Origin of the sequence: uncultured Maribacter sp. (assembly GCF_963974015.1) — a bacterium.
GTDB lineage: Bacteria > Bacteroidota > Bacteroidia > Flavobacteriales > Flavobacteriaceae > Maribacter.
On the sequence record NZ_CAXBBZ010000011.1, the window covers coordinates 49,179 to 70,213 of the forward strand.

General features: G+C 36.4%; 16 protein-coding genes and 1 riboswitch. Of the genes, 4 read left to right on the forward strand and 12 right to left on the reverse strand.

The genetic code is table 11. The features are described 5' to 3' along the window. Positions 1–20 precede the first annotated feature (20 nt). From AACZ41_RS13530 to AACZ41_RS13555, 6 genes are all read right to left on the reverse strand, one after another. The gene (locus AACZ41_RS13530) at positions 21–2,111 is read right to left on the reverse strand and encodes a nitrite reductase (RefSeq protein WP_339629060.1); all 2,091 of its coding nucleotides are present in this window, start codon (positions 2,109–2,111) and stop codon (positions 21–23) included. Between the two features lie 116 nt (positions 2,112–2,227). Beyond that, positions 2,228–3,475 (reverse strand): GTP-binding protein, encoded by a 1,248-nt coding sequence (locus AACZ41_RS13535; protein WP_339629061.1) that lies wholly within the window; start codon positions 3,473–3,475, stop codon positions 2,228–2,230. A 105-nt stretch (positions 3,476–3,580) separates the two neighbouring features. Then, positions 3,581–4,531 (reverse strand): sulfate adenylyltransferase subunit CysD, encoded by a 951-nt coding sequence (cysD, locus tag AACZ41_RS13540; protein WP_339629062.1) that lies wholly within the window; start codon positions 4,529–4,531, stop codon positions 3,581–3,583. Positions 4,532–4,579: 48 nt separating this feature from the next. Next, positions 4,580–5,203 carry a phosphoadenosine phosphosulfate reductase family protein gene (locus AACZ41_RS13545; RefSeq protein WP_339629063.1) on the reverse strand — a complete coding sequence of 208 codons (624 nt, stop codon included), beginning with the start codon at positions 5,201–5,203 and terminating at the stop codon, positions 4,580–4,582. Positions 5,204–5,218: 15 nt separating this feature from the next. After that, on the reverse strand, positions 5,219–5,482 hold the full coding sequence (locus AACZ41_RS13550) for a DUF2061 domain-containing protein (protein WP_091626714.1): 264 nt from the start codon (positions 5,480–5,482) through the stop codon (positions 5,219–5,221). 202 nt (positions 5,483–5,684) lie between these two features. Then, a complete protein-coding gene (locus AACZ41_RS13555; RefSeq protein WP_339629064.1) occupies positions 5,685–6,095 on the reverse strand; it encodes an Rrf2 family transcriptional regulator in 411 nt (136 codons plus the stop codon). A gap of 89 nt (positions 6,096–6,184) precedes the next feature. Here AACZ41_RS13555 and AACZ41_RS13560 point away from each other — a divergent pair, with 89 nt between their 5' ends. Further along, the gene (locus AACZ41_RS13560) at positions 6,185–6,712 is read left to right on the forward strand and encodes a hypothetical protein (protein WP_339629065.1); all 528 of its coding nucleotides are present in this window, start codon (positions 6,185–6,187) and stop codon (positions 6,710–6,712) included. Between the two features lie 71 nt (positions 6,713–6,783). Here the strand turns inward: AACZ41_RS13560 and AACZ41_RS13565 are convergent, their stop codons facing one another. The 6 genes from AACZ41_RS13565 to metK form a co-directional block, all read right to left on the reverse strand. Continuing rightward, on the reverse strand, positions 6,784–7,956 hold the full coding sequence (locus AACZ41_RS13565) for an aminotransferase class I/II-fold pyridoxal phosphate-dependent enzyme (protein WP_339629066.1): 1,173 nt from the start codon (positions 7,954–7,956) through the stop codon (positions 6,784–6,786). A gap of 69 nt (positions 7,957–8,025) precedes the next feature. Beyond that, on the reverse strand, positions 8,026–11,412 hold the full coding sequence (thrA, locus tag AACZ41_RS13570) for a bifunctional aspartate kinase/homoserine dehydrogenase I (protein WP_339629067.1): 3,387 nt from the start codon (positions 11,410–11,412) through the stop codon (positions 8,026–8,028). Between the two features lie 117 nt (positions 11,413–11,529). Continuing rightward, positions 11,530–12,804, reverse strand: a complete 1,275-nt coding sequence (locus AACZ41_RS13575) for an O-acetylhomoserine aminocarboxypropyltransferase/cysteine synthase family protein (protein ID WP_339629068.1) — start codon at positions 12,802–12,804, stop codon at positions 11,530–11,532. 120 nt (positions 12,805–12,924) lie between these two features. Then, a riboswitch (SAM riboswitch) is annotated at positions 12,925–13,028 on the reverse strand. Between the two features lie 391 nt (positions 13,029–13,419). Next, positions 13,420–15,042 carry a sulfatase gene (locus AACZ41_RS13580; RefSeq protein WP_339629070.1) on the reverse strand — a complete coding sequence of 541 codons (1,623 nt, stop codon included), beginning with the start codon at positions 15,040–15,042 and terminating at the stop codon, positions 13,420–13,422. Positions 15,043–15,133: 91 nt separating this feature from the next. Then, positions 15,134–17,074, reverse strand: coding sequence for a CocE/NonD family hydrolase (locus tag AACZ41_RS13585; protein WP_339629071.1), 1,941 nt, complete (start codon positions 17,072–17,074; stop codon positions 15,134–15,136). Positions 17,075–17,219: 145 nt separating this feature from the next. Then, positions 17,220–18,476 carry a methionine adenosyltransferase gene (gene metK, locus AACZ41_RS13590; RefSeq protein WP_339629072.1) on the reverse strand — a complete coding sequence of 419 codons (1,257 nt, stop codon included), beginning with the start codon at positions 18,474–18,476 and terminating at the stop codon, positions 17,220–17,222. Positions 18,477–18,830: 354 nt separating this feature from the next. Here metK and AACZ41_RS13595 point away from each other — a divergent pair, with 354 nt between their 5' ends. From AACZ41_RS13595 to AACZ41_RS13605, 3 genes are read left to right on the forward strand one after another with little or no spacing between them, the layout of a single operon-like run. Then, a complete protein-coding gene (locus AACZ41_RS13595) occupies positions 18,831–19,445 on the forward strand; it encodes a deoxynucleoside kinase (RefSeq protein WP_339629073.1) in 615 nt (204 codons plus the stop codon). Positions 19,446–19,471: 26 nt separating this feature from the next. Continuing rightward, positions 19,472–20,446, forward strand: coding sequence for an aminodeoxychorismate synthase component I (locus tag AACZ41_RS13600; protein ID WP_339629074.1), 975 nt, complete (start codon positions 19,472–19,474; stop codon positions 20,444–20,446). After that, on the forward strand, positions 20,430–21,032 hold the full coding sequence (locus tag AACZ41_RS13605; RefSeq protein WP_339629075.1) for an aminotransferase class IV: 603 nt from the start codon (positions 20,430–20,432) through the stop codon (positions 21,030–21,032). The genes AACZ41_RS13600 and AACZ41_RS13605 overlap by 17 nt, the downstream gene beginning before the upstream one ends. Positions 21,033–21,035: the final 3 nt, after the last annotated feature.

Consider the following 21,035-nt stretch of genomic DNA (forward strand, 5'->3'; position numbering starts at 1 on the left):
ATAAATTATTGATATGCATATTATACTTCTGCTAATTCTTGTTGTCTAAATTTCTCAACAGTTTCTAAAAATAATTTAGCATCTTTTAAATAAGCTGCTGCAAAGGCTTTTGTTGGTTCGTTTTTATTCAATTGAAGCACCATATTTTCAAATCCTCCAGCGACATCGATTCTACCATCGGCAACGAACTTCCCATCAAAGTCTTTGATAATACTCACATGAGTGTTCACTTTAGTATTTTCTGAAGTCAACATCGCTTTTGCCGAATTCACCATAGATGAATATGCATGATAAATACTGGCCGACCATTTCTCGGCATCGAACATATCTTGCGCATTTTGAATTTTTTCTTCACTTTCAAAAAGTAAAGTCGCAATCAAATCAATCACCACACCGGCACATTCACCAACGCCAATAGCTTTTTCGTATCGTTCTGAATTGCCCCAGTCAATAAAATCATCTGCCGTTAAATCATCAACTGAAGATAGTGGCGTTAGAAAATCATAGAAATACATTTGTCCTCTTTCTGCATAATAATCCGGGAATGACATATCGCCTCCATTTGCATCGAAATCATTCAAAATTAAACGTAATGCCTCAGGCCCTCTTTTACTAGGTACTTTCACCACTTTATCGGCAAATCTACCTTGTCCGTTTCCATCGGTACTGCCACCTAACAAAACTTGAAGCGCTGGTGCCACTAATTTATCTTTTGTACGAACAGACATACCTTGAAAACCTATATTGGCCATATTATGTTGACCACAAGCATTCATACATCCGCTGATTTTTATAACGACATCTTCGTTATTTATATAGTCCGGATATTCTGTTTTAATAACACGCTCCAATTCTTCTGCGATACCTGTACTACTCGAAATACCTAAGTTACACGTATCAGTACCAGGACACGCAGTGATGTCTAATGCTTTATTATAACCTACGTCCGTAAAGCCTAATTTTTTCAATTCAGTATAGAAAAATTCAATATTTTCTTCCTTGACAAAAGGAATTAGAATATTCTGACGCAACGATAATCGAATCTCTCCGGCTGCATATTTTTGAACTAAACCTGCCAATAATCTAGCTTTATCCGTATAAAAATCTCCTAATAAAACCTTGATACCTATAGCTACATAGCCTGGTTGTTTCTGTGGCACCACATTTGTAGAATTCCACTTCTCAAATTCTTCAGCATCGACTATCTCTACTCTTGGAACTTCCAAAGTAGAAACCTTGATTTTTGGATATGCATTTGCATCAATCGGAAATGAATCAAAAGGAACCGCTGTTTTTTCCTTAGCCAATAATTCTTTGAATCCGTCCAAACCTAAATCTTTCAACAAGAATTTCATTCTAGCCTTTGCCCTACTCTTACGCTCACCATAACGGTCAAAAACACGTACTACCGTTTCCATTAAAGGAATAATTTGGTCTGCTGGCAAGTAACTGTATAATTCATCAGCATGCCTAGGTTGAGAACCTAAACCACCACCTAACATTACCTTAAAGCCTGGCTCTCCATTTTGAAGTTTAGCTATGAATCCTAAATCATGCATGTATGAAAGTCCGGTATCGGCATCACTTGCAGAGAAAGAAACCTTGAACTTACGCCCCATTTCTTGACTTACAGGATTTCTAAGAAAATACTGAAATATGGCATGTGCATACGGAGAAACATCAAAAGGCTCATCAACATCTATACCTGCCGTTTCACTAGCGGTTACATTACGTACGGTGTTACCACAAGCTTCCCTTAAGGTAATATCATCCTTTTCCAATTGTGACCAAAGCTCAGGAGTTCTGTTCAAATCCACATAATGAATCTGAATATCTTGACGTGTCGTAATATGTAATCTACCGGTAGAATACTCATCGGAAACATCACAAATACGCAGCAACTGATTAGAAGTAACCTTACCGTAAGGTAATTTTATACGAATCATTTGAACCCCTTCTTGACGTTGGCCATAAACACCACGTGCCAAACGAAGGCTTCTAAATTTTTCTTCGTCTAATTTGCCGCCATGAAACTCATGAATCTTTCGCTCTAATTCAAGAATATCTTTTGCAACTACCTGATTTTCTATTTCTGTTCTAAAACTCTGCATTCTTTTCTAGTATTTAGTACTGAATAATATGTACTAAGTTTATTGTCTATTTTACCTATGGACTAAATAGGTTAAAAACAAAAATCTTGCTTGTTATAAACCGTTCAATATGTTTATTAATTAATAAAACCCGCTCCTACGGTACTATTTGATTTTGTATCTATCAAGATAAATGAACCGTTAGTTCTATGATTTTTGAATTGGTCATAAAAAATCGGTTTATTTAAACGGAAACTTACTTGGGCAATATCATTCATGCCCAACGAATCGGTTTCTGTATCGATTCCCGAATAATCTGGTGCAATTTTATGATGAACCTGTTCAACCTTTGCCAATACTTTATTAACACCATGCTGAACGATATATTTATTTCCAGCTGCCAAAGGCAATGAATCCATCCAAGAGATAGTGGCTGTTAATTGCTTGTCAACAGTAGGCAAGTCATCTACCTTAACTAACATATCACCACGGCTAAGATTAATTTCATCCTCTAAAGTGATGGTTACCGACGACCTTCTTGAGGCAGTTCTATACTTCTTATCATAGAAGTATATATCCTTTATCTTAGAACGAGTTTGCGACGGAAGCGCAACTACTTCATCACCTACACTTAATTCCCCTCCATACACTTTACCAGCGAATCCTCTAAAATCATGATGCTCATCCGTTTTAGGTCGAATAACATATTGTACTGGAAAACGTGGCGTACCTACATTAAAAATATCTTTTCTATCCAATGCCTCAAAATGTTCTAAAAGCGACTGACCTTTATACCAAGCCATCTTCTCAGATTTATTCACCACATTATCTCCCTTCAATGCACTCACTGGGACAAACGTTATTTTCTGATCCTGGTAATCACGTTTCGCCATCAATTCTTCAAAATCGGCTTTAATGGCGTTATAGGTTTCTTCTGAATAATTTACCAAGTCCATTTTATTGATCGCCACAACCACATCTTTAATTCTCAATAAATTATTGATAAAAAAATGCCTGTTCGTCTGCTCGATAACTCCTTTACGAGCATCGATTAAAATAATCGCCGCTTGAGAAGTAGAAGCTCCCGTAACCATGTTACGCGTATATTCTACATGCCCAGGTGTATCTGCAATGATGTAACTTTTTGTTGCCGTAGAGAAATAAATATGGGCAACATCTATAGTTATACCTTGCTCACGTTCTGCTACCAAACCATCAGTTGCCAAAGAGAAGTCTAAATAATCGTATCCCTTTTGCTTACTGGTTTTTTCAATCGCGGCTAATTTATCGCTAGTCAATGATTTTGTATCGTACAGTATTCTTCCAATCAAGGTACTTTTACCATCATCTACACTACCTGCTGTTGCTATTTTCAGTACTTCCATTTTTATGCTGTGAGCCCTATGCAATTTGCTAATGGCTTTTTAATTATTATTGTTCGCTAATGGTTAATAGCCAAAAGCTAAATGCTAAATTTTCTATAGAAAAATTTAAAAATATCCTTGTTGTTTTCTTTTTTCCATGGCTGCCTCAGAGCGCTTATCATCTATACGTGCGCCACGTTCCGATATTGAAGAGTCTCTTATTTCTTCCACTACTTTGTCAATGCTTACAGCATCAGATAAAACCGCTGCCGTACACGACATGTCACCTACCGTACGAAAACGGACCAAGCGTTCTTCAACCACCTCATCGTCTTCCCTAAAAACAATATCATCTTCTGCAGACCAAATCATTCCATCCCTAAAAAAAGTTTTACGTTTGTGAGCGAAGTAAATTGACGGAATTTCAAAGGCCTCATCTTTGATATAGGACCAAACATCTAATTCTGTCCAGTTAGATATTGGAAATACACGAACATTCTGACCTAGTTCAATTTGACCATTCAACATATCGAATAACTCCGGACGCTGGTTACGCTCATCCCATTGACCGAAATCATCACGTACCGAAAATATACGTTCCTTGGCTCTGGCTTTCTCCTCATCTCTACGTGCACCACCAATACAAGCATCGAACTTAAATTCTTCTATAGCGTCTAACAGCGTTGTTGTCTGAAGACTATTTCTACTTGAATATCTACCCGACTCCTCTTTCACTTTACCTTGGTCAATAGAATCTTGCACATTACGTACAATCAATTCTAAGCCCAATTCTTTTACCAATCGGTCTCTAAATTCTATCGTCTCAGGAAAATTATGTCCTGTATCGATATGCATTAAAGGAAAAGGGATTTTTGAAGGCCAAAAGGCCTTTTGTGCCAAACGAACCAATGTGATAGAATCCTTACCACCTGAAAATAAAAGTACCGGTTTCTCAAATTGAGCCGCAACTTCCCTAATAATATAAATTGCTTCATTCTCAAGCGCATTTATATAGGATGTATCCTTTAAAATTTCAAGTTCAGGTTTTAATTCTAATTCCGTACTTGTATTACTCATTATTCTTTTTCTTAGATAAATTATCTTTATACTTCTCTTTCCCTACAATTAACTATGCAATCCACATTCCCTATTTTCCAACACCTTCGTTGGGTCAAAATAATTATGCTCATTTGGGAGTTTATATTTTTTTAAATATGAATCTAACTGCGTATCGTTCCAATGGTAAAAAGGACTCACTTTTAATACACCATCTTTACTCAAGCTTAAAATATCTAAACTATCACGTAAGGCAGTCTGTCCTTTTCTAAGATTGGTAAACCAAACATCTGGTTTAAAATCTGCCATTGCTCTTTTAAAAGGTTCTAACTTCACTTGCTCTGTAAATTCTGCATGTCGAGGGTCATCAATTTGTGGAATTCCCATTACCGCATCTCTATGAGCGGTTGTTTGCTTAGGGACATACAACTTAATATTCAAGTTCAATTTTTCTGTCAATTCCTCAGCATGATTATACGTCTTAGGCGTATTATAGCCTGTATCGCACCAAACTACAGGAATATCACCGCTTACCTGAGATACTGCATGCAAAATAGCTACTTCATAAGGTCTGAAATTGGTAGTCACCACTGGAGTTTGACCATGTTTTACTGCCCAAGAAATAATTTCTTCCGGTGGAATGCCTTTAAACTGAATATTCAATTTTTGAACTTGTGCCGCTGTTATTGCCATAGTATTATCTTTTTATTATTTGCCCCACTTAATTAAGTTCCAAAAACGCTCATGAAAAAAGTACAATATCATTTTTGTAACAAAATCAATCGATGCTATTGAGGCAGCAACCGAAAATTCACCAGTAAGTATATAAGATATTATCAAGGTATCTATTGTACCTATCACTCTCCAACTAAAAGCTTTGGCAATACTGCGTATTGGTTTTTCAGATGTTTTATCATCCTGATACGTTGTTTTGTTTTCTTTATTATTTAAAATAAGTTGATCTGCAATCATTTTCTAAATCAATTATCATTACCCTACTAATTCAGTAGAGTTATCAAAAATAGAATTTATTTTCAAAGTAGGTCGCCTAAAAGGTATTTAATTTTCTTATACCCCATAGATTTAGTAGATTATTAATAAAATAACCTGAAAATTTAATAATTCGTAGAATTACATTTATTCAGTTCAGTAAAATTTCATAAAACTGAGATATCTATGAGATAATATCTCTTAAGGTATTGTTTCGATACACCTCTAAAGCACTATCACGTACTTGTAGCATTAGTTTGTGTACTGAACATGCTTGTTCATCAGGGCAATCATCACATTTTTCATAAAAGTTTAAACTCACACAAGGCACCATAGATATAGGACCTTCCAAAACTCTCATTACATCGGTCATTGAAATTTCTTCTGGAGTTTTCAACAAATAATAACCTCCACCTTTACCCTTCTTAGAACCTAAAAATCCAGTTTTCCTGAGACTCAAGAGAATACTTTCCAAAAATTTTTGAGATATGTTCTCCTTCTCAGCTATTTCTGATATCTGAACAGGTTTCTTATCCGTTTTTGAAGCTAAATAGGCAAGTGCCTTTAACCCGTATTTTGTCTTTTTGGAGAGCATAATGCTAAGATAGCCAAATAAAAAAATATTGCTGAAATACTTTAATATACAATTTCATCGTTTATAAGGTTCAAACAAAAAAACAATTCATGAAAAAAGTAGTCTTATTCTCTATTTTCACAGTATTTACCCTTGTATTCTCATCATGTTCTAAAGATGAAGATGGCGTTTCTAACGCTAGCGAAGCCTCAATTATTGGTACATGGAATTTAACAGCATTAGAAGCAACTGACGGAAGGTCTGACACGAATTTTGACGGAACTTCTTTTCCTACCACTTTTGATGCAGTAGGAAAGGATTTTGACACGGTTGTAACTTTTTCAGAGGAACCTCAAATTGTAACAAGCGAAGGTTCGTACACCACAGTACTTACAACTACAATAATGGGCGAAACATCAACAGAGGAGGAGGAAGGTGAAGACTTTTTTCAATCAGATGAATGGAGATTAGATGGCAGTACCCTATATTTTGGTACTGGTGAAGAAGAAGTAGGTTTTACTATTATAGCACTTACCGATTCTAAAATGTCTTTGAGATATAAATTAGATGAGACTGTAGAGATATTTGGAGCAACTACAAGCGTTAGTGCTACTTATAATATGACATTGACAAAGTAAACTCCTAGTAATCCAGTATATAAAAAAAAGCCCGGTAATTACCGGGCTTTTTTTGTACTTCTATTTTCTATTTATTGCAGAGCCTGAGCTATATCGGCAATAATATCATCTATATGTTCCAACCCTACCGATATACGTACCATTCCATCTGAAATACCAACAGCTGCACGCTCTTCAACACTCAATTTACTATGCGTAGTTGATGCCGGGTGCGTAACAATTGTTCTTGAATCTCCTAAATTGGCAGAAAGGGATAACAATTTAATGGAATCGAAAAATTCCCTACCCGCTTCTAATCCACCTTTTACCTCAAATGCTACTACACAACCACCAGCTTTCATTTGCTTTTTAGCAATCTCATATTTAGGATGCGATTTTAGAAATGGATATTTGACCCAATTAATTTTCTCGTTTGCTTCTAAATATTCTGCCAATTTCAATGCATTCTCACAATGTCTATCTACCCGTACAGCCAAAGTTTCCAAACTTTTTGAAAGTACCCATGCATTGAACGGTGATAAAGCCGGACCAGTAATTCTAGAAAATCGATAGACTTTATCCATCAATTCAGTACTACCTACAGTAATACCTGCCAAAACTCTACCCTGACCATCCATTAACTTTGTGCCAGAATGAATCACCAAATCTGCACCGAATTTGATAGGTTGCTGTAAATAGGGTGTTGCAAAGCAATTATCTATAATTAGAATAAGATTGTTTCTTTTTGCAATCTTACCCAATTCTTCCAAATCCAATACATCTACTCCTGGGTTCGTAGGTGTTTCTGCATAAAGTATTTTAGTTTTCGGGGTTATTAAACTTTCTATTGTATCCAGCTCGTCAATCTTAAAATACGAATGATCAATATTCCATTTTGGAAAGAAATTGTTAAACAATGAATGTGTTGACCCGAATATACTTCTAGCAGATAAGATATGGTCTCCACTATTCAGTAATGCTGCCAAGGTTGAAAAAACTGCGGCCATACCCGATGCAAATGCAAAGCCGTTTTCTGCACCTTCCATCTGACATACTTTCTCTATAAACTCAGATGAATTCGGATTGGAGTATCTTGAATAAATATTTCGCTCTTTCTCCTCTGCAAATGATGCCCTCATATCTTCTGCATCCTCAAAAACAAAACTAGAGGTCAAATACAAAGGAACAGAATGCTCCAGATTCTCACTCCGTTTTAATTGCGTTCGTATCGCGTTCGTTTCAAACCTATTATTGTTCTCTTTCATCTTTTAACTCTATTCTCAATTTACTTTTCCATTATTTAGCACCTAGTACTCCTACCCTCTAATATTAAATCACCCTTTCTCCGCTATCCTCAATATATCACCAAATACACCCCTTGCCGTAACAGCTGCACCAGCACCGGCACCTTGAATTACAAGCGGATTTTCGCCGTACGATTCCGTATAAATTTCTATAATAGAATCTGAACCTTTCACCTGCCCCAAAGCACTTTCTTTTGGTACGGATATCAGTTTCACATCTAGAACCCCTTTTTCCTTTTGCAGGTTTCCATGCAAATCACCTACATAACGAAGTACATGATTTGGCTTTTGATTCTTTTTAATTTCATTGAACTTGGCATCCAACACGTCTATATGTTCCATGAAGAAATCTACATTTCCATCTTGTAACTTTTTCGGGATAAGGTTATCAATATGAATATCTGAAAACTCATTATGTAAATCGAGTTCACGCGCTAAAATCAATAATTTACGACCAACATCGTTACCCGATAAATCCTCCCTTGGGTCAGGTTCTGTAAAACCTTGTTGCATGGCATTCTTTAATATGGACGACAATGGTAAATCGATTTCAGAAAACGTATTAAAAATATAACTTAACGAACCTGAAAACACCCCTTTAATTCTAGTAATATTTTCACCGGATAAATGCAATAATTTAATCGTATCTATTAACGGAAGACCAGCGCCTACATTGGTTTCATACAAATATTGCTTTTGGTTCTTCTGTAGTTCTTCTCGTAACAATTGATAAAAATCATAACGCAATGTATTTGCTATTTTATTAGAGGACACGATATCAAAACCATGCTCTACAAAGTCAAAATAATTTGCTACAAAATCTTCACTTGCCGTATTGTCTATGATAATTAAATTCTCTAAATGATGACGCTTTGCAAAATCGAAAACATCTTGAATTTCATACGATTTCCCTTTTTGTTTTAGATTCGTTTTCCAATTTTTGGTTATACCCTTTTCATTCAACAAAATCTTTTTAGAGTTTGCTATACCAAATACGCGAAGATCTAACTTCTTTCGTTCCTTAATTGTCTTGGCCGATTTCAATATTTGATCTATCAATGTACCACCAACATTACCATGTCCAAAAATGACCACATTGATTTTTTTGCTGATACCGAAAACCTGACCATGCATAACATTTACGGCCTTGTATAAATCAGATTTCTTAACGACCAAACTTACATTCTTACCTGAAACCGTATTATTGAACAATAAGGGAACAATTTGATTTTTTATCAGTGCATTGAACGGATTATGGAATGTACTTAAATCTTGCCCTACAATTGAAATTATAGAAACATCATCCATCACCGTAATCATATTGACATCTTGCGACTCAAAATCGTGGCTAAACTCATTTTCTAAGGCCATTTTGGCTCTTTTGGCCTTATCCTTTTTCACCACCAATCCAATCCCTCTTTCCGAAGAACCTTGAGAAATAATGCTTACACTAATATTGCTAGTTTCTAATGCCTTAAATATTCTCGCATCTACACCGACCTTGCCTAACAATCCACGGCCTTCAATATTGATCATGGCAACATCTTCAATGACAGAAAGCGATTTTATACCTTCTTTGCTCGATTTCGCACTTATTAACGTTCCTTCATTATCATCATTATACGTATTCAAAATACGTAAAGGGATGTTTTTCTCAATAAGTGGAATAATGGTCTTGGCGTGTAAAATTGTAGCTCCAAAATTTGCAAGCTCATTAGCTTCTGCATAAGAAAGGTTAGCAAGCTTTTTCGCTTCTGGCACATAATCAGGATTTGCCGTATAAATTCCATCAACATGTGTATAGTTCTGTAATTCTTCGGCATCTAAAAAGTTTGCCAATAACGCTGCGGAATAGTTACTTCCATTTCTACCCAATGTGGTTGTCTCTCCATCCAATGTAGAAGAAATAAACCCGGTAATTACAGCTACGGTATCTTTCGGAATTTCTGCAAATTTCAACAAGACCTTTTCTTTCGATTCAGCCTCCAACACTTTAGCATCACCAAAAGTATTATCAGTTTTGATAACATCCCGGGTGTCTACCATTTTGGCTTTTATCCCTTTTCCAATCAATAATTTTGTTACCAGTTTCGCAGAAATAAGCTCCCCATACGCCAACACCTCATCCTTGATTTTGGCACTATAGTCTCCCAACAACGACACACCTTCAAATAACTTCGCCAAGCCTTTAAACTCTGCTGATAAACTGATATTAGAGTAGGTATGCTTTTGGTACTTTTCTAATGCTTCAAAATCATTTTTGTAATCTTTACCTTTGGCAGCTTTCTCAAGAATATTCTCTAATTGATCCGTTGCCTTTTCCCTAGCGGAAAGCACAATGGCTATATTCTCATCATTATTCACCTTGTTTTTAACAATATCCAACACACGCTCAAGTCCCTCACCATTGCTCAACGATTTACCACCAAATTTCAAGATCTTAATTTTTTTGATATTGCCATTGGTATTGAAAATACCTGTTAGCAATTTCTCCATTTGGTCGAACTCAATCAAAAAGGCATCATGACCGTGTAACGATTGTACCTCACCATATGTAACATTGCTTTTCGCTTGCGCCAATTGCTTGAAGGTATCTTTATTTTCTTGAGCTGTAAAGAACATATCAGAATCCACTCCAATAATATGAATATTGGTATCACTATTCTGAAGTTTGATGAAATTCTGTTCTCCACTCCTTGTAATATCAATGGTCTTCAATAGTTGGTTCATCAACTTATACGCAGATAACTGAAAACGCTCTTGAAGCTTATCGCCATGATGCATTAACCAACTTTCTACATTAAAAACCTTTAGCTCCTCATTAGTGCTTCTTTTGAAACGCTCTTTAAAGGATGCAGGCGTGCGGTAACACAACATCGCATGCATACGGGCATCATGAACAGGCTGCTTCGAATTTACCAAAAACTGCTCTTGTATCTGACAGTTGGCAATTAACCAATCGGTAGATTTCCAATCAGATGCTACGGGTATTAAATGCTCTGTTAACATTGGTTGCAACGCTGCCATTTCCCACGCAATTCCTCCGCCTAATGAACCACCGATTATAGCAAACAAGCGCTCTACTTCCAGTTGCTCTAAACCTAATAAAAATATTCTTGCTACATCTCCCGCTACAAAATCCTTGTAGTTTTCAATGACAAATTTATCATGACCGTTACCAGGAATGTTGAATGCTAATATGGTGTATTTCTGGGTGTCGATACATTTCTCTTCTCCGATAAGAGCAGACCACCAACCCTCTTCACCAGTCACATTAGAATTACCGGTCAAGGCATGATTCACTAAAATTATGGGCGCCGTATGTAATTCCTTCCCGAACAACTGATAAGACAATTGAATATCTTGGGTTGCACCGCTTAGGGTCTTATATTTTTTAATTTGTAATTGATGTAACATCTATTTCGAAATCAATTTGTGGCTTCGGCTCCGCTCAGCCACCTAAATAAATAAAATTTTTCTGGCCAATCGGACTCTGAGCGGAGCCAAAGTGACCGATTACTAACACTAACATATTTAAAGACTTACAAATGCTTGCTCCAAATCGGCTTTTAAATCTTCTATATCCTCTAAACCAACTGACAAACGAATTAAATCTTGACCTACTCCAGCATTTTCTTGTTGTTCTGAAGTCAACTGTTGATGCGTTGTACTTGCAGGGTGAATAATCAATGACTTGGTATCACCGATATTCGCTAACAACGAAAATATTTTGGTAGCATCGGTTACTTTTTTCGCAGCTTCAAAACCTCCTTTTACACCAAAGGTAACTAATCCGCTTTGTCCTTTTGGTAAATATTCTTTCGCTAACGCATTGTACTTGTTACTTTTAAGTCCCGGGTAATTTACCCATGCCACCTCTTCTCTACCCTCTAACCATGTAGCCAGTTCCAATGCATTTGCACTGTGTTGTTTAATACGTACTGGCAGAGTTTCTAAACCTTGTATGATTTGAAAAGCGTTGAACGGACTCAATGCACCACCAAAATCTCGTAACCCTTCTAATATTAATTTAAAGGTAAAGGCCGCAGCACCTAATGCTTCGCTATATACTAAACCGTGGTATCCGGCAGATGGTTCTGTAAACTCTGGGAATTTTCCGTTAGTCCAATCGAATGTACCGGCATCGATAATGGCACCTCCTAATGAAGTTCCTTGTCCGCCAATATATTTTGTAAGAGAATGAATTACTAAGTTCGCACCATGCTCAATCGGATTCAGTAAAGCCGGTGTAGCTACCGTGTTATCTACAATAAAAGGTACTCCTGCAGCTTTTGATTCTTTTGAAATTGCTTTCAAATCCAATACATCTAATTTCGGATTCCCTAAAGATTCTGCGAAAAACGCCCTCGTATTATCTTTCACTGCATCCTTAAAATTTTTGGCGTCAGAGGCATCTACAAAAGTTGTTGTGATTCCGAATCTTGGAAGCGTTACATTCAATAAATTGAACGTACCACCATATAAACTGCTCGATGCTACAATATGGTCACCTGCCTTTAAAAGAGTCAATAATCCTGTCGAGATAGCTGCCGTACCTGAAGCAAATACTACAGCTCCAACACCACCTTCTACAGCAGCTAACCTGTCCTGTAAAATTTGATTGGTCGGGTTGTTTAAACGGGTATAAATAAAACCAAGTTCTTTTAATGAAAAAAGATTGGCAGCATGATCCGTATCTTTAAATACATAAGATGATGTCTGATAAATAGGTACTGCTCTTGTACCACCATTAGTAGTTGTGTCGTGCCCTGCGTGTAATGCGTTTGTTGCTAATTTGTGATCACTCATGATTTTGATGTTTTTAAATATTATTTAAATAATTAAAAAGCTCATCCTCGACCGACATAAAATGTGGGTAGGTAAAATCAAAAAGTTATAAGAAAGTAATATCGAAAAAAAAATCGATTACTGTTATCCTTCCCGTAAGGGTAGAATGTAGCACCTTCTTTGTGTGGAACAAAGGGTTGCTAAGGTTTCAAAGGGTCTAATCCCTCCACCTTTCTTGATAACTATTCAATATGTGTTTGAACTTTGCCCTGCAAATATAAGGGCAGAGAATTTTAAAAACCTAATGATTTAGAAAAATTTATATAAAATCACAAGTTGTGTTGTTTAAGGGGCTGTTTATAACTAATTGTGTAAATAATCGCTCAATATCGCTAGTTTTTTGTTTATCCGTTAGAAAAACTTCTGAACCTTGAATATCACTTCAAGTGTCTTTTGTAACTTTATTGGGATGAAAGATTGTATGGAGAATCTTGTTCGCCATTAGGTTTATTATATATTAACAATTGACATACCCATCTGGCCCTTAAGGTTCTCAATACACTCCTGACCTAATTTTCAATTAGGTCAGGAGCACTCGAACTAATATTTTTACAACAACCAACAACTGTAAATTTTTTATTTTATCATGCCCGCACTTTTATACTTATCAATATATTTTTGATCCTGGTCAGGGGAGTCTTTGTATTTTTTCCGTAATGCGATTAAATCTTTTTTCAATTTTTTAACGGTACTGGCATAAGCTGGGTCGTTGTATACATTGTTCATTTCATTAGGATCGTTTAACCTATCGTACAATTCCCATTCGTCAACATCATAGTAAAAATGAACTAACTTAAATTCCTTGTTTACAATGCCGTAGTGACGTTTTACCATATGTACCGATGGATATTCGTAGTACTGATAATACACTGCATCACGGGTCCAGTCTTTTTTGTTTCCTTTTAGTAGCGGAATTAGACTTTCGCCCTGCATATCATTTGGTGGTGTAATACCCACAGCTTCTAACATGGTTTGTGCAAAGTCTAAATTCTGTACCATTTCATTTTCTACAGAACCTGGTTTCACCACATTTGGCCAACGTACCAATAGCGGAGTTTTAAAAGATTCATCGTATATAAATCGCTTATCGAACCAACCATGCTCACCTAAGTAAAAACCTTGATCTGAGGTGTAAATAACAATGGTATTCTCTGCTAAGCCGGACTCATCCAAATAATCCAAAAGCCTACCTACATTATCATCCACCGAAGAAATACTACCCAAGTAATCTTGCATGTATCGTTGGTATTTCCATTTCATTTTCTCGGTATCGGTCATCTTAGGCCAGTTCTCATAGAAGAAATCATTGATGGAATCCAGTACAGGATCATACAATGCTTTTTGTTCAGCCGTAGCGCGGTTATACGGCCCATAAAATCCATTCGGATATTCTTCTACCACCGGAAATACATTGCCCTCCATTTTCGCCAAGGTCTCTGGTCTAATCTTGCTATCGTGACTGTACATCATATGGGTCAACAGATTCATTTCAGCTGTTTTAGCTGCTGTACCCCTATTTTTATAATCATCAAAAAGGGTAGCTGGCTCTGGGAAAGTTTTCTTGGTAAACTCTTTGAACTTATCGGGTCTTGGCCACCATGGTCGGTGTGGTGCTTTATGCAAGTACATCATCATAAATGGTTCGTCGTCCGCCGCTTCTTTCTTTAACCAATCTAATGAAACATCTGTGATGATATCGGTTACATAGCCTTGCTTTGTAATGGTATCACCGTTGGTAACTATAAAATCAGGATTAATATAATTTCCTTGACCCGGTAGAATCATAAACTCATCTACTCCTTTAGGGTTATTCCCAAAATGAAGCTTCCCGAACATGGCGGTTTTATAGCCATTCTCTTTAAATATTTGTGGAAAGGTCGTTTGCGTAGTATCGAACGGAAAATAGTTATCTACTTTTCCATTGATATGCGTGTGCTTACCTGTTAGAATTGTAGCTCTAGATGGTGCACAAATAGAGTTGGTAACACTGGCATTCGTAAACAACATACCCTCTTTTGCCAAACGATCTATATTGGGAGTATTCAGCAATTTATTATCATACGCACTAATAGCTTGGTAGGCGTGATCATCTGACATGATGAAAATAATATTCGGCTTTTTGGTTTTGCTTTTTTGCGCTACTCCTAAATTTGGCGTAAGGAATAAAAGCACTACTACTGCTAGTACTAAATTTTTCATTTTTGGTTTTGTTGTTTGGTGAGTTTGATTTATACTAAAAATAAATAATTCTTGGGTATGGGCTTAGTTATTTGGTGATTCTACATTTAACCTACTCTAAAACCGAAAATTCAATGCTAGAATCTGTAAATACAGTATGGGTTTGGGTTTTAAAGTCTGTATCGTCTGCTTCAAATATATTCTCCACATAGGTTTGTGGGTTCAAATCTATGAGCGGGAACCAGGTACTTTGTACTTGAACCTGTAATTTGTGTCCTTTTTTAATGGTATGGAAAACATCTTGCAACTTAATAGTCACATCTGTCTTTTGGTTGGGCAAAAAAGGTTCTGGGTCGGAGAAGCTATTTCTAAAACGCCCGCGCAATACTTCGCTACGCACCATTAAATGATAATTGCTCATCTTTAAATGGTCTTGCATACCTTCATAGGCAGGCTCATCAGCTGGGTGTACATCTATTATTTTTACGATCCAATCTGCCGCAGTACCTGTAGTCGCTACTTTTAATTTGGCCAAAATGTCTCCTGCTAAGGTCAGATCGTTTTCCATGACTTCAGTTTCAAATACCAATACATCACTACGACGAGCGGCAAAGCGTTGATCATCGGTCATATACTTTCTTGGGGTAAATACGGTTTTAATATCCTCAGAATACGGAACCGGTTTTTTAATATCACTAATGAACTGAATACCTTCTACCTTTTTGGGTTCGGTTGTCAATTCTTGGTTTGCAGATAGGTACATGTCTTTTTTAACCATTCCTTTTGGTGGCCAAGTATCATATGTTTTCCAGTCTTTTCTTCCGGTATCAAAAACATAGGCTTCTGGCAATCCGCTATTCTTATCTCCGTTTCCTTTTAAGAAATGGTCAAAGAACTTGGTTTCTATCTTCTCTTGGAAAAATTCGGAAATAGAATCCCCGAAATAGTAGTTGCCAACCGTATTCTGCCCTCTACTTCGCGCCCATCCGCCGTGATCCCACGGTCCAAAAACCAAAGTATTGTAATTATCGGCATTGTACTTCTCAATATTCTTATAGGTTTCTAAAGGTCCGTATAAATCTTCAGCATCAAACTCACCTGCAACCACCATGGTCGCCACAGTAGGTTTTACATCTTTTAAATGCTGAATTAATCCCCTACTCTGCCAAAGTTCGTCGTAGTTAGGGTGTTCTTTTAACTCGTTCCAAAAATAATCATCGGTCACGCCTTCTTTTGCCATACGTGGTGTATCGGCTGTTTCATATTCAAAGAACTTATCCAAATTTTTTAACGGACCTTCATCTAAAAAGAACTGGTATTGATCTTCGGTCGGTAATTCTGGTAATACATACCAAGCCGTGTCTATAGGTTTATCGCCATCTGGTCTTGGTGTACCAAATAAAGAAGTCGCTCTAAAATAGCTTAATAAATAGGCTCCGTTGTGGTGAAAATCGTCAAAAAAGAAATCAGCTATACTTGCCTGTGGAGAGGCTGCCTTCAATGCTGGGTGAGCATCTACCACCGCATAGGTGGAATAAAAACCGGGATAGGAAATTCCCCAAATACCCACATTACCATTGTTGTTCTCTACATTATTTACCAGCCAGTCTATCGTATCATAGGTATCTGAACTTTCATCGATATCTTGATCCGTTTTTTTCTTTGGATTATATGCACGCATATTCTCATAATGCCCTTCGCTCAACCAGCGGCCACGAACATCTTGGTATACGACGATATAGCCATCTTGCATCATATGAATATTTGGTGCAATCTTCTCTTTGAATTTTCCCGCTCCGTATGGCTGCGAACTATAAGGCGTTCGCTGCATGATAATAGGATATTCTTTTGAAGTATCTTTTGGGGAATAAATTGTGGTGTGCAGTTTTATGCCATCACGCATGCCGATATCGACCTCCTTTTTATTATAGTTATCCGCAACAAAGGTTTCGGAGATTTCAGCATCCGCTACTTTGGGTGTTTTTCTACAGGAAATAATAAGCGTAGAAAGAAAAATAAATGTAAAAAGGTGTTTGATGGTAAACTTTGGCATGTCTTAAGAATTTGAAATCTTAAAGCTAAGAAAGTTTACCCCTGTATTAATTAAAAAAGGACCGAATTTCGGTCCTTTTTTAATTTTGATGCTAACTTATCATTTCGAATATGCCTGATTTACTGTAGACAATTTCGCAATGAAGTTATATACTAAATGCTTTTTTTATCTCATCTACCATGTCCAACTTTTCCCAAGTGAACAATTCTACTTCAAGTTCTATACGACCATTATATGGCGATTCGAAAACCTTCGTAATAGTCACAGGTTCTTTACCCATGTGTCCGTATGCTGCAGTTTCCAAATATATCGGATTCCGAAGTTTTAAGCGCTCTTCAATAGAAAATGGTCTCATATCAAATAACTGAGCTACTTTTTTGGCAATATCCCCATCACTCAACGTTACTTTTGAAGTACCATAGGTATCTACAAAAATAGAGGTTGGCTCTACTACCCCAATTGCATAACTCACTTGCACCAAAATTTCATCAGCAACACCGGCAGCAACTAAATTCTTTGCAGCATGCCTTGCAGCATACGCAGCACTACGGTCTACCTTACTTGGGTCTTTTCCGCTGAAAGCACCACCACCGTGGGCTCCTTTTCCGCCATAGGTATCTACGATAATCTTTCGACCCGTTAAACCTGTATCGCCATGAGGGCCACCAATTACAAACTTACCTGTTGGATTAATATGGTACTTAATTTGGTCATCGAACAACTTTTGAGCTTCCTTAGGCAATTGTGCTTTTACCCTTGGGATAAGAATAGAAATAATATCTGACTTTATCTTCGCCAACATTTTTTCATCATCCTTATCAAAAGGATCATGTTGAGTAGAAACAACAATCGTATCGATACGTTGTGGCTCATTGGTATCTGAATATTCAATAGTAACCTGTGCCTTGGCATCTGGTCTTAAATAGTTGATTTCTTTATTCTCCCGTCTAATTTCTGCCAATGTGTGCAGAATTTTGTGGGATATATCCAATGCCAAAGGCATATAGTTTTCGGTTTCGCTCGTCGCATACCCGAACATCATACCTTGATCACCAGCACCTTGCTCTTCTTTCGAACCACGATCAACACCTTGGTTGATGTCTTGAGACTGTTCATGAATCAACGAGATAACACCGCATGAATCGCCGCTAAACTGATACTCTCCTTTCGTATACCCTATTTTATTGATTACCTCACGTGCAATATTTTGAACGTCTAAATAGGTGTCGCTCTTCACTTCCCCAGCCAATACTACTTGACCGGTAGTCACCAAGGTTTCACAAGCAACTTTACTTTCTGGATCAAATGCCAGAAAATTATCTAATAACGCATCACTAATTTGATCCGCAACTTTGTCCGGATGTCCTTCACTAACAGATTCTGATGTAAATAAATAAGCCATTACAATTTTTTTGACAGTAATGGATTTGAAGATAATCAGGGAGAAGTTTATGAGTCTCTTTAAAGAGAATCCAAAGAATTTTTGGAATAAACTGCTTTAGCATTTTTATCCTTAAAACAAGTTTAAGGCCCCGAGGTTGCAATCAGACAAATCCTTCCTCTTTAATAATGGGGTAAAAGTATGAAAATTGTTTGTTTTTAAAACCTAAGAAGCGTTTTTTTATACCTTTCTTGGCATAACTTTATCAGTCTTTATTTATACTTGTATTTCATCTACTATTTTTCTTAATGCATAATTTACTTTGTATATTGTGCGTTATTATTTTCACTAATCTAACCGTTAAATAGAATCAAAATGCATATTGCAGTAGCTGGAAATATTGGTGCAGGTAAAACAACCCTAACCAGATTACTTTCAAAACATTATAAGTGGGAAGCGCATTTTGAGGATGTTGTCGAGAATCCATATTTAGATGATTTTTATAATCAAATGGAACGTTGGAGTTTCAACCTTCAAATCTACTTTTTAAATAGTAGGTATCGTCAAATCCTTCAAATAAAGGAAAGTGGTAAGGATATTATACAGGATAGAACAATTTATGAGGATGCACATATTTTTGCACCTAACCTTCACGCCATGGGTTTGATGACCAATCGAGATTTTCAAAATTACTCTAGTCTGTTCGATTTAATGGAGAGTTTAGTCGAACCACCAGACCTTCTTATCTATTTAAGAAGTTCTATTCCAAACTTAGTGAAACAAATTCACAAGCGTGGGCGTGAATATGAAAACACTATTTCCATTGACTACCTAAGCCGATTGAATGAACGCTATGAGGCATGGGTTCACGGTTACCAAAAAGGAAACTTACTTATCATCGATGTTGATGATTTAGATTTCGTTGACAACCCTGAAGATTTAGGAACTATCCTCAACAAAATAGACGCTGAAATTAACGGTTTGTTTTAAACTTCTCTCCTCTAAGCTCAAATTCATTGAAAGATTTTGAAAAGAAGGTTACCGACTTTCTTCACGAAGAACAACCATTTTTATTCATAATAGACTTCAATAAGTCTAAAAAACTGGTGTATTCATTTGAAGAAGCAGCTGAACGAAACATCTATTTTAATATTAAAGGAAAAGGCAACGATAATCACTTAGATTCCAAACCGCAAGACAAGAGTTCAATAGATTTACATCCTGAGCCAATATCAAAAGAAATTTATCAAAAAGCTTTTAACGAGGTTAAAAAGGAATTGAATACAGGCAATAGCTTTTTACTAAATCTTACGTTTCCAACTATATTAAATACACCAGCAAATTTAAAAGAGATTTATCATAAAGCGACAGCACCTTATAAGCTTTTATACAAAGATAAATTTGTGCTTTTTTCACCAGAGTGCTACTTAAAAATTAAGAACGATACTATTTTCTCGTACCCCATGAAAGGTACTATAAATAGCGCTATACCGAACGCAAAAGAATTACTACTTTCCAATAAAAAGGAATTATACGAACATAATACTATTGTAGACCTCATTAGAAACGATCTTTCTATGATTGCAAAAAAAGTAAAGGTCAATAAGTATAGATATATTGAAAAAATAAAAAAAGGCAATCAAGAACTCCTGCAGACAAGCACCGAGATACAAGGCGAACTGCCCAATAACTGGAAAGATAATTTTGCTAACTTACTACTAAAAACCTTACCTGCCGGATCTATAAGTGGAGCTCCAAAAAAGAAAACAATAGATATTATTGAGCGTGTAGAAATTATGCCACGCGGATTTTACACTGGTATTTTCGGAGTCTTCGATGGCACCCAAATGGATAGTGCCGTTAGTATTCGGTATATTGAACAAATTGACGGACTACTATATTACAAAAGTGGCGGCGGTATAACCCACTTAAGTAGGCTAGAAGAGGAATATCAGGAACTATTAGAAAAGATATATGTACCCATTATTTGAATCTGTATGTATTGCGAATGGTGAGATTCAAAATGGCACTTACCATGAGTCGAGGTTCAAATCGTCTTTTTATGCCCTTTTTGGTTTCAATGCAAAATATTCTTTATTTGACAATCTAAATTTACCGCGGATTGACAAATCTCTCAAATATAAATTAAGAATCGAATACAATGAAATTGGTATAAAATGGACAGTTTCTGAATACTTCAATAAGATACCCACAAGTCTATTGTTTTTAAAAGACGATGAAATAGACTATAGATTAAAATATACCGACCGAAAACAATTAAACTACTTTCATCAACAAAAAGGAGATTTTGAGGATGTTTTAATTATTAATAACGGATTCATTACCGATGCTACCTACTCCAATATACTTTTTACTGATGGCCATAAAATAATAACACCTTCTACCCCCTTATTACACGGCACTTGCAGAACAAGGCTTCTTGCTGAAGAAAAAATCATAGAAGCCCCGGTTAGCGCTGATTCTATTCATTTATTCAAAAGCTTTCAATTAATTAATGCATTAAACGATTTTGATAAAAACAGGTGGATACCTATTCAAAATATTGCTAACGAATAATTG